Raw genomic sequence first — 13838 nt, forward strand, 5'->3', positions numbered from 1 at the left:
TAGTAATCTTTTTTCCCTTGAATATGAGACATCTCATATTCAAGGGAAAAAAGGAGATATGTTTCAACCATATCTCACTCTTTTAACTAGTTTGCACCGTAATAATAATATAAGCCTTCTTCACGTTCACGGTCATTTAGAACAACGCCTAACAGTTTACCTTTAGCCGATTCTAACAATCCTTTTGCCTTTACTGCTGTTTCTTTTTCTGTTGCTTCACTACGAACGACGAGAATAGAAGCATCACATACATTTGCCATAATTTGCGCATCTGTAACCGCTAAAATAGGTGGCATATCAAAAATCACTAAATCGTACATGCTGTATGCTTGTCCAAGAAGTTCTTTCATTGATTTCGAACCTAACAATTCTGCTGGATTTGGTGGGATTGGACCACATGCTAAAAAGCTTAGATTGTCTACAGATGTCGTTTGTACACATTTCTCTAAACGTTCACTATGTGTTAATACATTCGTTAATCCAAAAATATTATCAACTTGGAACATTTGATGCATCGCTGGTTTACGCATATCCGCATCAATTAATAATACTTTCTTCCCTTGTTGAGCAAACACAACTGCCATATTCGCTGTCGTTGTCGTTTTTCCTTCGCTTGGATTCGCGGATGTTACCATTAACGAATGTAAATTCGTATCAATAGCTGCAAATTCGATATTCGTTCGAATATTACGATATTGCTCTGAAATTGGTGATTTCGGTTGTTGATGAGCAATTAATTGACGACGTTGACGATGATTTTTTTTCTTTTTAAATAAATTAAGAGCCAATTGTTTGTCCCCTCACTTTTCTTGATGATGGAGCGTGTGATTTCACGTTCAATGTTTCTTCATCCATACGAGCGACAATACCTAACACTGGTAAGCCAAGTAAGCTTTCTACATCTTCTTCTTTTTTCACTGTGTTATCTAAGTATTCTAGTAAGAATGCAAGACCAACTGAAGCCATTAAACCAACAACGAAAGCGATTGCTACATTTAGCATTGGACGTGGTTTAATTGGAGATAGATTTTCTGCGACTTCTGCTTTTGATAATACCGTTACGTTATCTACACTCATAATTTTAGCAACTTCACCTTGAAACACTTCTGCAGTTGTGTTAGCAATATCACGAGCTAGTTTTGGATCCTTATCTTGCGCAGTTACCGCTACTACCTGTGAGTCTTTCTCGTTAGCTACTTCAATTTTCGTATTTAGCTCTTGTACTGTTATATTTAAACCTAATTTTTCTTTCACTTGGTCCAAAATAACAGGGCTTTTAATAATAACTTTGTATGTATTTGTTAATTGAATATTTGTTTGTACCTCATTGTATTGAATTGCTGCTCCTTCTTGCTTCTTCTGATTAACAAGAATTTGCGTCGAAGATTGATAGATTGGTGTCATAAAGAAGAAGCTAATGATAGCACTTACAATAGCTGCACCAAATGCGATTACGAGGATCATTGCTAAACGTTTTTTTAAGATATGAAATAACTCTTTTAGACTAATTGTTTCTTCCATAGGTTCCTCCAACTTTCTAAAATTTACACATAGGAAAAATTATAACATATAAATCTTACATTTTTTATTTTTAATAATTCAGTTCTATATTTGTTCACAAGAAACAAGTTTAATCTTACAAAATAATCTTAAATATGACAACACATTCCAATCATTTCCCAAAAATTTTATCATATCATGTTTTTTATAGTGTATAACTTGATAAATAATTTTCAGAAAACAATAAAAAGCCAACAAAATTTTTTGTTGGCTTTTTATATTTTAGTAATAACCATATTGCTCTTTTTCTTCTCTTTTATCGTTTAAAACAACACCTAGTAGTTTTCCTGATGCTTTATCTAATATTTGTTTCGCTTTTACGATTTTATCTTTTTCTGTCTTTTCACTGCGTACAACGAGTACGATTCCATCACATTTATTCGCTAGTATTTGCGCATCCGTAACCGCAAGGACAGGTGGTGTGTCGATTAAAATAATATCAAACATGTTATATGCTTCTAGCAACGCTTCGTCCATTGCCCGGCTCCCTAATAATTCTGCTGGGTTTGGCGGGATTGGACCTGCTGCCATTAAATATACGTTCTCTATATCTGTTTTTTGAATGCATTGCATAAGCTTTGCTTGGCCTGATAATAAGTTCGTTAACCCATTTGAACTATGAATGGCAAATAAGTTTTGTATCGTCGGCTTACGCAAGTCAGCTCCAATTAATAAAACTTTCTTTCCTTGTTGGCCGAAAACAACTGCTAAGTTTGCGATTGTCGTTGTTTTCCCATCACCTGGATCTGCCGAGGTAACGATAATAGATCGAACATGACTATCTACAGATGTAAATTCAATGTTTGTACGAATGTTGCGATATTGTTCTGTAATACGCGATTTAGGCTCTTTATGTGTAATTAATTGTCGTAATGATTTTCTTTTCTTTCTCCCGAACATATTCATAATCTCCTTTTGTGAAATGCGACATTTCCCTTTTCTCTCTCTTATGCTCGATTTCATACGTCTAATTAATATTTTGTATTGCTAATTTCCCCACATCTCATCATAATCAATAACATTCTACTTTGTCTTATATAAGTGCCTTAACAATATGACAATGCCCTTACTTCTTCATTACCTTTATCACTTATCCTATTTTCTAAATAAACGATAAAGTAATTATATGGTAATTTCCATCTATTGACAAGTAATTTTCTGATTAGTTTGTATATTATTGTTTTATCGTTTTATCGTTATATAACATAAACAAAAAAATCTCCTTGTACGTTCACAAGGAGATTTTTTTGTTTTTTTCTCTATTCTTTTTTATCACCAATTGCAAATGTGATTTCAGCTTCACATGCAACTTCACCATCTACTGTCGCAATGGCTTTCCCTTTTCCGATCGGTCCACGTACACGTGTCATTTCAACTTCTAGGCGAAGTTGATCACCAGGGCGTACTTGTTTTTTGAAACGACAATTGTCGATACCTGCGAAGAAAGCAAGTCTTCCGCGGTTTTCTTCTTTCTTTAATACAGCAACCGCTCCGACTTGTGCTAACGCTTCTACGATAAGTACGCCAGGCATAACTGCATAGTCAGGGAAGTGTCCATTAAAGAATTCTTCGTTTGCAGATACATTTTTAATTCCAACCGCTCTTTTTCCTTCATCTACTTCTAATATTTTATCAACAAGTAAAAATGGATAGCGGTGAGGAATGATTTCTTTAATTTGTTCTATATTTAGCATGTAATGATCGCCCCTTTTGTAATATTGGTCTTACCACTTGGACATATGGTTATTATCCCATTTTGTTTATCGTTTGTCATTACAAAGTGAATTTTTATATTTAGTATACTTACTTCTCCATATAAAAAAATGCACACACTCTATTCCCTTAAAATAGTTGCACATTCCTGCAACTGACACGGAGGTAGAAAAGAGTGTATGCCCAGATTAGGGAAAGGCAATATGTATTGAAACATTATTTGCCTTAATGTCGTATTCGACTCATTATATTATAAACGTTTTCAAATAAGGAAATATTAAATTTAACCATATATATGAATATTCCACCTGTTTTCTTCGTTTTTCTTTATTTTCCTCTCATTTTCGCAAAAAAACGAAATAAAAAAATAGAAAAATAAAAAAGAACTAAGGTTTACACCTTAGTTCCTTCTACTTTATCCAGCTATTTGTGTGCTAATAATCAGTTGGGTGCCCCACTGATGAAAGTTTCACTTTATTTCAAAGCACGACGTGGTAATTTGTCGATATTCTCTAACATAATACCTGTACCAACCGCAACACATTGCATTGGGTTTTCAGCAATTAATACTGGTACCTTTAATTCTTCTGCAAGAAGCATGTCGATACCGTGTAGTAAAGCTCCACCGCCTGTTAAAATAACACCACGGTCGATAATGTCCGCAGATAGTTCTGGTGGTGTGCGCTCTAGTACGCCTTTTGCAGCTTGTACAATGATAGCCGCGTCTTCTTTTAGTGCTTCTGTAATTTCTTCAGAGCATACTGTAATTGTACGTGGTAAACCTGTTACCATGTCACGTCCGCGAATTTCAAGCTCTTCACTACGTGCACCTGGGAATACTGTACCGACTTTAATTTTAATATTTTCTGAAGTACGTTCTCCAATTAATAGCTTATACTTACGTTTAACATAGTTTAAGATCTCCATATCAAACTTATCGCCAGCCATTTTGATAGAAGAAGAGGTAACAATATCACCCATAGATAGTACAGCGATATCTGTTGTACCTCCACCAATATCAACAACCATGTTACCGCTTGGTTGGAAGATTTCCATACCCGCACCAACTGCGGCTACTTTTGGTTCTTCTTCTAAAAATACTGTTTTACCACCTGAACGTTCAGCAGCTTCACGAATTGCCTTTTGTTCTACTGATGTGATATTTGTTGGACAACAAATTAAAATGCGGGGTTTTGAAAAGAAGCTCTTTACGTCCAACTTGTTAATGAAATACTTTAACATCGCTTCTGTAATTTCGAAATCTGCGATTACACCATCTTTAAGTGGACGAATTGCTACAATATTACCAGGCGTACGTCCCACCATACTTCTTGCTTCTTCACCTACTGCTAATACTTTACCTGTATTACGATCAATTGCCACAACAGATGGCTCATTTAATACAATACCCTTACCTTTAACATGAATTAATACATTAGCCGTACCTAGGTCAATTCCGATATCTCGCGCAAACATTCCCGTCTTTTCCTCCTCGATATTCAAAATCAGGTTACACCCGAATTCTTTTACACCTAATTTCTGATTTTATCATAAATTTAACAGAAACGTAATATTCGCAAAAAGAATTCTTCTGAAAAATATTACCGAATGCACGCGGAATGTTTGCTAACGTATATTTATCTTATATTAACGAACGGTAAGACTCTCATCTCAAAATCAATCCGACAAATTTAGGAGAGTTGAGCGAAAGACAAAAAGCCTGCAAACGCCCGATTGCTGAAGACTAATAATCAGTGAGGCATGCCCCACTGATTAAAGTTTCACTTTATTGACGTACAGGCTTTTCCACATCTTCTTTTCTATATTTTTGCTTTGTTGCTTCTCCGCCTCTTAAATGACGAATAGACTTATGATAATCAAGAATTTCTTTCACTTCATTTGCGAGCTCTGGGTTAATTTCTGGTAGACGTTCTGTTAAATCTTTATGAACTGTACTCTTTGATACCCCAAATTCCTTTGCAATTACACGCACTGTCTTTCTTGTCTCCACGATATACTTACCAATCTTGATAGTTCTCTCTTTGATGTAATCGTGCACACCACTCGCCTCCCTAAATTGGATGTGAGAAGTGTGAAATGAGCTTCGCTGCATACGACTAAGAAGTAAGTGTGAGTGCTGTTTGTAAGCGTTAAACATTCTTGGATTTATAATGAAATGATTCACGATTTCTCACCTCAAACACTCTCTTTGCTTTGGTTTATACCATTGTATTGCCCGCACTACTGATATATGCTACATGTTCACTATTTTTGCGGACTAAGTTAAGAAAAATTACGTTTTTTTGTGAGAAATACGTTAACAATGACTATTTTGGCAAAAAAATGACACCTTGTTTAAAAGGTGTCATTCTTCTCGATCATATTCTTCTTCTAACAATTGATGGTGGGGAACTTCCTTCTTACCGGCAATATAATAATACAAAGTGAATAAAACAAACAATAATATAATAGCAATCGACAGAACAAACAAAAACGACACAGTATCCCCTCCCTTTTGTAATATATATTCGAGAATCTCGTCATTTTTCCTTGTTATTGCAACTTTTTTCTCGAAATTGATTATTTTCATATAAAGTTCAACTAATACTCGGGCTTTTACGGGCAGTTAATCCCCCTAACTTCTTTGCTTTCACTGAATTTTGAGATCGGGGTGTTACCGCCCGCAAATAGCAGGATAAAAATAAAAAAATCAGTTCTCCTAATGAGAACTGATTTTTTTACTTTCTTATTCTTGTGAAGAAGAACCGTTAGATGATTCTGTAGAACCATTTGTTGATTTTTCTTCTTTCTTCGTTTCTTCTTGCTTACCGCTTGTCTCTTTATCACTAGTCGAACCGCTTGTTGATTTCTCTTCTTTTTGAGACTTATCTTCTGTTTTACTTTCTGGTTTCGTGCTCGTTGACTTCTCTTCTTTTTGAGATTTGTCATCAGCTTTTTTACCAGAAGCATTCGTTGCTTTTGTAGCACCTGCATCAGCTTTAATTTCTGCTACTGATTTATTTAAGTAGCGCTCAGGGTTCACAGCCACATTGTCTTTACGTACTTCAAAGTGAACGTGAGAACCTGCTTCTTTATTCATTGCACTTAGACCGGATTTTCCTAATACTTCACCTTGTGCAACTCTTGCACCTTTTTCTACTTTCACACTGCCTAAGCTTTGATAAGAAACTGCTACACCATTTCCACTATCAACTGTTACAACATAACCAAGAAGTGAATCTTTTTCAGCTTTTGTTACTGTACCACTTAAAGCAGCAGCAACATTGAACTCTTTTCCATTTTTCGCAGCAATGTCAATTCCTTTATTCGGGGAATATGTGTTGTTATAAAAAACAAGTGCTTTTTCTTGTTCCGCCTCAGTTGCTGCATCTTCATAGAATTTCTTCTGTACGACTACTTCCGCATTTGCGGCTGCCGGCATTTTTACTATTTCTGAAGATTTCGTTACTGGTACTGCTGGATCTTCCGATTGTGTATACGGTGTTGCTTGATCTTGGTTCGGAGTCTTCTTCGGATTAGCTCCTTGGAACCATAGCGCAACCACTAGGATTACCGCTGCACAAGCAATGTATAGTGCCGGAAACACCCATCTTTTTTGAAATAAATGTACTACCTTTTGCGACTTTTTATTATTTCTTCCTCGCATTCCATCATCACCTCAGCAATCATTTTGAACAATATTCATGTATCCTATACAACGTATAACTAATTACTTTTCGACAAATTATGTAAAAATATGTATATAAATTGTAAAATGTCCGAGGAAATGATGAAAAAAGAAAAAACTGAGCATTTTCAGCTCAGTTTTTAGTCCATTTGTTTCTTTTTGTATACGATTAAACATGCAACAACCGAAAGAATAAGCCACACTCCAACATTCAAGACATGTCCGCTAATGCTACTAAATCCCGCTCCCTCTACTAAGCTGTTAATCGCTTTGGCAATATGAGATGTTGGAAGATACTCGATCATCGTCTTAATTACTTTATTTTCAACCATTGGCTCAAATTGTACAGCTAAATACATCGTCATTAATATCGGCATTCCAATGAGTGATGTTTGCGGTACAGACTCAGCTAACAATCCAATCATTGTTCCAATCACAATAAATAGAATTGTTCCACATAAGAAAATAAATCCTAGTAATAAAAGATTTCCACCGAATTGATCCAAAATGAATAAGTTCACAATACAAATGCCCAACGTCAAACATGCTGTTAATATACTTTTCCCAAGAAGAACTTCAACAGAAGAAGCTGGTGATAGCATTAGCACACGTAACGTATGTTTTTCTTTTTCTTCTGCTATTACCATTGATTGAACAAACCCTGCAACAAATAGAAAGGCCATTAAAGTAATAATGCCAACCCCCATGCGCCCTTCTCCAAATCTGCTAAATATAAATGCAAATATAATTGGTAAAGATGCCATTAATAACACTTGTGAATTTGTCTTAAAATCTTGTACTTCTTTTCTAAAAATAGCTGATACACGTCTCATTGAAAATGTCATTATAATCCCCTCCCAGTAACTTCAATAAAGATATCGCCTAATGTTGGCTCGTGTGAATGAATAGATAGTAATTCACCTTTTCTCATCCATTCTGAAATACGTTTTGCACCTAATTCATCTTTTTGCACTACTTCTTTTTGCTTATCTTTTAACACGACTTGTATTTGATCTTTCGCGTATTGTAGGCGAAGGTTTTCTGGTGTATCAAGCGCTACAATTTCTCCGCCGCACAGAAAAGCGATACGGTTACAAAGCGTTTCTGCTTCTTCCATATTGTGCGTCGTTAAGAAAATTGTCGTTCCTTCTTTATTTAAGTCTTTTAAGATTTTATGAATGTTTTGTACGTTAACTGGATCGAGTGCGGATGTTGGTTCGTCTAAGAAGAGAATATCTGGTTTATGAAGGATCGCTCTCGCTAGTGTGACACGCTGCTTCATTCCCTTTGATAGTTTCTTTACTAATGTTTTTTTATCATCTAATAAATTCACTTGTGCTAGCACTTTATCGATTCGTTCTTTTTTACAATCGTATAAGTCGCAAAATAATAGTAAGTTATCATAAATGCTAAGTCTTTCATATAAACCACTGTTGTCTGTTAAAATACCAATTCGTTTATAATCGATGCTACTTGGTCCTGTAATGTCTCTCCCTAATACTCTTACTTTTCCAACACTATGAAGTAATTGAGAAGTTAATATTTTTACTGTTGTTGTTTTACCAGATCCACTCGGTCCGAGGAATCCGAAGATTTCTCCTTGCTTCACCTCAATATTTACATTTCGAAGTGCCGTTTTTTCGTTGAAACTTTTCATTACATCTTTCATTTCAATTGCCAATGTCATTTCGTCATCCCCTTTGTTTTTCTTTATAGATGAAATTTGCTTTCGCAAGTTTCGATTTGTATGTTTCGCTTTTCTTGACTCAATCATATGAAAAACAAAGGGTAGGCGCAGTAAAATACCGGTAAAAGGAGTATTTTTACCGGTGAATGAATCATATTTCGATCCTATTGGAGCACTTTTTATAGCCCAATTACACCTTTTAATTCATCCATTCGCCCTTTCGAAAGCGGAATTGAACTTTTTCTTTCATCATCCAAAATTAAACTAAAACTGTTCCGTGTCCAAGTAATAACTTCTCGTACTCGTTGTAAATTGACGAGGTACGAACGATGACATCTAAAGAAACCGAATCCTGTTAATCTCGTTTCTAGTTCACTTAATGTTAATGCACATACGAAATCACCTTCGCGCACATGAATATGTGTCACTCCATTTTGTGTTTCAATGAAATGAATTTCCATCGGATCAAGTAAAATGATTTTATCGTTCACCTTCGCTGGTATTCTTTCTAATTTCATCTGCGGAATCATTTGAACGACTTTTTCTTCATCGACTTCTTCCGCCTCTTCTTGCTCGATTTCGACCTTTTTCACACCATCGTTGTTTAATATGTATACATCTTCTGTTAACGAAAGAGCGTCTGATAGGAAAGAGGACGTAATAAAGATCGCCTTTCCTTTCTCTTTCATTTTCATAATTGCTTTTCGAATGATAATTGTACTTTCTGTATCTACATTTTGCTCCGGTTCTTCCAAAATAACTAAATCCGGATTATGAATCATAACTCGTCCAATATGAAGACGACGTTTCTCTGAAAATGACAATTTTTCTACTTTCACGTTTAACTTATCTAGGAGACCAACACATTGTACAACTTCTTCTATACTTATCTTTGATTCATAAAGCCCTAATAAAAATTTAAAGTATTCCTTCACCTTCAAACGATCATATGCCTCATCTTTCAAAAAACAAAAACCGATGCTGGAATAATTTTTCTTTCCAATCGCTTCGCCTCCAAATAGCACATTACCAGTTGAAGCTTCTTCTTCACCAATAATGATGCGATGCAACACTTTAGCTGTATGGTTATTACATTGCAAAACAACACATTGTCCTTTCTCAACCTCTAGCTCAATTACTGGTAACTGGTTCGTCTTCCCTAATTGTTTCAACTCCAGTAGCGCCATTTCGTCTCCCCCAAATGCTTTTTATCCTATTATATCAAACAATTAATGGAAAATTTTGATATTTTTATGAAACACATAAAAATAAGGCTATCCAAATGAACGGATAGCCTTATTCTCTATTTTTGTTCTACCATATAAGTTTTGAGTGAATCACGAAGTGCTCTTTTTAAAAACTTATCTACAAATAATGAAAAAAGGAGCTAATCTTAATTAGCTCCTTTCACGTTCTACTTCTTCACCATCAGTTTTCCCTCATAATCATTCATCGTTTTTATTTCAACGCCTTTATAATAATGAGCGACGATATCTGTATATTTCTTACCTTCCGCTGCCATACCATTCGCACCGTATTGACTCATACCAACACCATGACCGAAGCCTTTCGTCGTGACAATGATTTTATTACCCTCTTGTTTCCAGGTAAAATCAGAAGAGCGCAAATCTAACTTTTCACGAACTTGTTTTCCTGTTAATGTTTTCCCTTGAAACGCTACATCCTTTACTCTTTTACCCTCCGTAAGATCTTTAATGTTTCCAACCTTTCCATCCGCCAACACTTTCACACCGAGACGTTTTTGAAAATCAGCTACTGTGAATGTTTGCTCGCTTGTAAACTTTGGAGAGGCTTGATCCCACGGGCTATCTACACTTTTCAAATACGGATAATCATTTCCCCAATAATCAGCTGCATTCTCTGTTCGGCCGTTACTCGTTGAGAAGAAAGACGCTGAAATCGGTTTTCCCTCATACGTTAAAACTTGTCCTGCGGTTTTAGAAACGGCTTCCTCGATTTTCTTTAAATTGTTTTCGTAGTTATTGCCCCATTGTTTTTTCAATTCCTCTTTGCTTTTGTACACTTGATCTTTCACCGTATCTACCACATCTGCATTGTTTTTCTTTTCTCCACTTAGCATACGCTGCACCACGAATGTTCTTGCTGCTAATGCCTGTGCCTTTAGCGCCTCTATTTCAAAACTGGCATTCATCTCAGAAGCTACGACACCGGTCACATATTCCTCCACAGGTAATGTTTCTACCTTCTTCTGTTGGTCGCGATATACAGCAACTTGAACTGCTGTATCCACTTTCCCTGGAGCTGGTATACTTTCTATCGCTGGAGGAGTTTTAGAAGCTGCTTCTTCTCCTATTTTTGCTTTCGCAAACGGAATTACAAGAGCAGCGGGTACAATGATAACGAGCGCTATTAAAAGCACTACTATAATGAAAAATGGCTTTGAAAATTTCATCCTATTCCCCCAATATAAAGTTGGCTTCCTTTCATTCTTATGGAACTACGGAATTTTTTAGAACATACTTGGGGGTATCGGTATAGACTGAAGTTTTAATGCGTTGGAGTCTTACTGCCCGTTAATGCGAGATAAAACGAAAATTTTCTAAATATTTTTACTGGTACGTGCATAAGTATAGAGTTTATTGACTATAACAGTAATAACCCAAAAAAAATAGTCTCTATATCAAAAGACATAGAGACTACTTCAATTAAGCGTGAAGATCAGAAACTTCTTGTTCTTTCACTTCTTCTACTTTTTCGTTTACACGTTCAATAGTTGCACCTAATGCAGCTAATTTCTTATGGAAGTCTACATAACCACGGTCAAGATGCTTTAATTCAGTTACACGAGTGTAACCTTCTGATACTAAACCAGCTAAGATTAATGCTGCAGCTGCACGTAAATCAGTTGCACCTACTTCAGCACCTTGTAAGCTGTTTGGACCGTTCATAATAACAGAACGACCTTCGATTTTAATATCAGCATTCATACGACGGAATTCTTCAACGTGCATAAAGCGGTTTTCGAATACCGTTTCTGTAATCATACTTGTTCCATCAGCTTGTAGTAATAATGCCATCATTTGTGATTGCATGTCTGTTGGGAAACCTGGGTGAGGCATAGTTTTAATATCAACCGCTTTTAACTTATCTGGGCCGATAACACGTACACCTTCATTTTCCTCAATAATTTTAACACCCATTTCTTCCATCTTCGCTGTAATTGAGCGTAAATGTTCAGGAACAGCATTTTCAATTAAGATGTCTCCACCAGTAATTGCTGCTGCAACCATGAATGTTCCCGCTTCAATACGGTCAGGAATAATAGAATGGTTTCCACCATATAATTTATCAACGCCTTCGATACGAATTGTTCCAGTTCCAGCTCCGCGTACTTTCGCTCCCATCGCATTTAAGAAGTTAGCTAAGTCAACGATTTCTGGTTCTTTCGCTGCGTTTTCAAGGATTGTTGTCCCTTTTGCTAATGTAGCTGCAGACATAATGTTTTCTGTCGCGCCCACGCTTGGGAAGTCTAAATAAATTTTAGCTCCTTTTAGTTCTCCCTCAACGTATGCCTCAACAAAACCGTTACCAACCTGTACTTTTGCTCCCATTGCTTCGAAGCCTTTTAAATGTTGGTCAATTGGACGTGAACCAATTGCACATCCACCTGGAAGTGCAATACGAGCACGACCGTTACGTGCTAATAATGGTCCCATTACTTGAACAGATGCACGCATTTTACGTACATATTCAAATGGTGCTTCAATGTTTAGTTCTTTAGAAGCATCGATTGTTACTTGGTTATTTTCAAATACGACTTCAGCATTTAAATGACGTAATACCTCATTAATTGTGTATACATCAGACAAAACTGGTACTTCAGATAGTACATTCTTTCCATCACTCGCTAATAGGGCTGCAGCGATTATAGGTAATACAGCATTTTTTGCGCCCTCAACACGCACTGTGCCGTTTAACCGCTTTCCGCCACGGACGATGATCTTTTCCAAATTATTCCCCTCCGTGTCCTTTTTTCAGTATCTATTCACTCAATACTCAGAAGTTATGATCGGTGTGCCAACCACAATTGTATCTTTGTTGTTTGTAGAACGTATTGCTATTTGCACATTTATTTTCTCTCTATTTGTTGAAAGAGCGTCATCCCACTTTTTATTGTATGCGGAGACTGACACAAATGCTCTTTCTTCTACTTGTTCGATCGCTCTTGCTGAAAGATCTTTCAAAACCTGATTGGTTTTATTTTGCAAAACACCTTCAATCTTATCATTCAGTACACCTTGAACACAAGTGTAAATTATAGGTTTTTCATTAAAAATTTTATTCATTTTCTGAACATACTTCGGGTCCCATTTTGCCCCACTTACTTCAAAAATAATGAAAGTGTTTTCTTTAGTATTTTCCTTACTCCAAGTTACTACTACTCGTTCTTCATATGAAGCAAACTTTTTATAGGATGTAGCTTTATATCCATCTGGAGATTGCTCTAAGTCCCATTTTTGAATATTTGCCTTCCCCTTCACATCGTTTAACAATTTTTGAAACGTATGTATGTTAGAAATTGTTTTTGTTTCTCGCGCTAACCATGACCATTTCTCCACTTTAGCATCATTTTTCTCTAAAGCCTTAATCATGTTCTCCATTTTCTGTTCATCGCTTATCGGTTTCATCTCTCTATATCCAACCAAAAAGAAAACAACACTCAAGGCAACAATAAGAACGGCTTTAAGCTTCAATTTCATCCCCTCCTATCCCCATTGTTAACGGAGATATGAGGTTCTATACACTTACTTTACTAAATACGTTAAACTCTTCGAATAGCCTAAATAATCAAGGAAAAAGTTACTTACAGATGTCCCAATTGCAATTGTAATTAGGATGAGTAATACCCTCGTCTGTAACACTTTTCCAGCTTTCATTAAACGCTCGATGTGAATACCTTGTAAGGCCCACCATGTAATGGTAATAAACAATAAATGCGAAACGATGGCAATCAGTGCTTGTTGCCCTAAAAGTTGTGCCAAAAAATCGACCCCTTTTTACTTGGCTACTACTTACGAAAGAAAATAAAAACGATACCATAATAAGTAGGAGCCACACTTTTTCAAATGCAAATAAGCATCTTACATTTTACATCGTAAACTTCTCTCGAAAAAACGTATACCCATATGCATTTTCATTTGTGGCTAA

15 protein-coding genes are annotated in these 13838 nt (G+C 36.1%); all 15 read right to left on the reverse strand.

Going from position 1 to position 13838, the window contains the following annotated elements:
• Positions 1 to 86 precede the first annotated feature (86 nt).
• A complete protein-coding gene (locus JDS81_RS16910) occupies positions 87 to 788 on the reverse strand; it encodes a CpsD/CapB family tyrosine-protein kinase (RefSeq protein WP_001207154.1) in 702 nt (233 codons plus the stop codon).
• Complete coding sequence (locus JDS81_RS16915; protein ID WP_000393131.1) at positions 778 to 1521, reverse strand: YveK family protein; 744 nt, start codon at positions 1519 to 1521, stop codon at positions 778 to 780. The genes JDS81_RS16910 and JDS81_RS16915 overlap by 11 nt, the downstream gene beginning before the upstream one ends.
• A gap of 261 nt (positions 1522 to 1782) precedes the next feature.
• A complete protein-coding gene (locus JDS81_RS16920; RefSeq protein ID WP_000467972.1) occupies positions 1783 to 2460 on the reverse strand; it encodes a CpsD/CapB family tyrosine-protein kinase in 678 nt (225 codons plus the stop codon).
• A gap of 359 nt (positions 2461 to 2819) precedes the next feature.
• Positions 2820 to 3254, reverse strand: a complete 435-nt coding sequence (fabZ, locus tag JDS81_RS16925) for a 3-hydroxyacyl-ACP dehydratase FabZ (protein ID WP_000931959.1) — start codon at positions 3252 to 3254, stop codon at positions 2820 to 2822.
• Positions 3255 to 3747: 493 nt separating this feature from the next.
• A complete protein-coding gene (mreB, locus tag JDS81_RS16930) occupies positions 3748 to 4749 on the reverse strand; it encodes a rod shape-determining protein (protein ID WP_000457991.1) in 1002 nt (333 codons plus the stop codon).
• Positions 4750 to 5059: 310 nt separating this feature from the next.
• The gene (spoIIID, locus tag JDS81_RS16935; protein WP_000544012.1) at positions 5060 to 5332 is read right to left on the reverse strand and encodes a sporulation transcriptional regulator SpoIIID; all 273 of its coding nucleotides are present in this window, start codon (positions 5330 to 5332) and stop codon (positions 5060 to 5062) included.
• Between the two features lie 306 nt (positions 5333 to 5638).
• Positions 5639 to 5773, reverse strand: a complete 135-nt coding sequence (locus JDS81_RS16940) for a hypothetical protein (RefSeq protein ID WP_000008898.1) — start codon at positions 5771 to 5773, stop codon at positions 5639 to 5641.
• 246 nt (positions 5774 to 6019) lie between these two features.
• A complete protein-coding gene (locus JDS81_RS16945) occupies positions 6020 to 6940 on the reverse strand; it encodes a stage II sporulation protein SpoIIQ (RefSeq protein WP_001214955.1) in 921 nt (306 codons plus the stop codon).
• A 161-nt stretch (positions 6941 to 7101) separates the two neighbouring features.
• Positions 7102 to 7806, reverse strand: coding sequence for an ABC transporter permease (locus JDS81_RS16950; RefSeq protein ID WP_000144458.1), 705 nt, complete (start codon positions 7804 to 7806; stop codon positions 7102 to 7104).
• Entirely contained in the window at positions 7806 to 8648 is an 843-nt protein-coding gene (locus tag JDS81_RS16955) for an ABC transporter ATP-binding protein (RefSeq protein WP_097954596.1), read from the reverse strand. Before JDS81_RS16955 ends, JDS81_RS16950 begins: the two co-directional genes overlap by 1 nt.
• Positions 8649 to 8827: 179 nt before the next feature.
• Positions 8828 to 9835 (reverse strand): LytTR family transcriptional regulator DNA-binding domain-containing protein, encoded by a 1008-nt coding sequence (locus tag JDS81_RS16960; RefSeq protein ID WP_001185966.1) that lies wholly within the window; start codon positions 9833 to 9835, stop codon positions 8828 to 8830.
• Positions 9836 to 10062: 227 nt separating this feature from the next.
• Positions 10063 to 11082: a stage II sporulation protein D gene (gene spoIID / locus JDS81_RS16965; RefSeq protein WP_000672621.1), complete on the reverse strand. Its 1020-nt coding sequence runs from the start codon at positions 11080 to 11082 to the stop codon at positions 10063 to 10065.
• 253 nt (positions 11083 to 11335) lie between these two features.
• Positions 11336 to 12640, reverse strand: coding sequence for a UDP-N-acetylglucosamine 1-carboxyvinyltransferase (murA, locus tag JDS81_RS16970; RefSeq protein WP_000411268.1), 1305 nt, complete (start codon positions 12638 to 12640; stop codon positions 11336 to 11338).
• Between the two features lie 39 nt (positions 12641 to 12679).
• Positions 12680 to 13384 carry a YwmB family TATA-box binding protein gene (locus JDS81_RS16975; RefSeq protein WP_371399172.1) on the reverse strand — a complete coding sequence of 235 codons (705 nt, stop codon included), beginning with the start codon at positions 13382 to 13384 and terminating at the stop codon, positions 12680 to 12682.
• Positions 13385 to 13435: 51 nt separating this feature from the next.
• On the reverse strand, positions 13436 to 13672 hold the full coding sequence (locus JDS81_RS16980; protein ID WP_000057885.1) for a DUF1146 family protein: 237 nt from the start codon (positions 13670 to 13672) through the stop codon (positions 13436 to 13438).
• Between the last annotated feature and the right edge of the window lie 166 nt (positions 13673 to 13838).

Source organism: Bacillus cereus group sp. N31, from assembly GCF_016483245.1.
In the GTDB taxonomy this organism is placed as follows: Bacteria; Bacillota; Bacilli; order Bacillales; family Bacillaceae_G; genus Bacillus_A; species Bacillus_A toyonensis.

Bases quoted from the DNA above. Each gene is read 5' to 3' on its own strand.
- JDS81_RS16915 (WP_000393131.1), bottom strand. From the start codon at position 1,521: ATGGAAGAAACAATTAGTCTAAAAGAGTTATTTCATATCTTAAAAAAA.
- JDS81_RS16920 (WP_000467972.1), bottom strand. From the start codon at position 2,460: ATGTTCGGGAGAAAGAAAAGAAAATCATTACGACAATTAATTACACAT.
- fabZ (WP_000931959.1), bottom strand. From the start codon at position 3,254: ATGCTAAATATAGAACAAATTAAAGAAATCATTCCTCACCGCTATCCA.
- mreB (WP_000457991.1), bottom strand. From the start codon at position 4,749: ATGTTTGCGCGAGATATCGGAATTGACCTAGGTACGGCTAATGTATTA.
- JDS81_RS16945 (WP_001214955.1), bottom strand. From the start codon at position 6,940: ATGCGAGGAAGAAATAATAAAAAGTCGCAAAAGGTAGTACATTTATTT.
- JDS81_RS16950 (WP_000144458.1), bottom strand. From the start codon at position 7,806: ATGACATTTTCAATGAGACGTGTATCAGCTATTTTTAGAAAAGAAGTA.
- JDS81_RS16955 (WP_097954596.1), bottom strand. From the start codon at position 8,648: ATGACATTGGCAATTGAAATGAAAGATGTAATGAAAAGTTTCAACGAA.
- JDS81_RS16960 (WP_001185966.1), bottom strand. From the start codon at position 9,835: ATGGCGCTACTGGAGTTGAAACAATTAGGGAAGACGAACCAGTTACCA.
- spoIID (WP_000672621.1), bottom strand. From the start codon at position 11,082: ATGAAATTTTCAAAGCCATTTTTCATTATAGTAGTGCTTTTAATAGCG.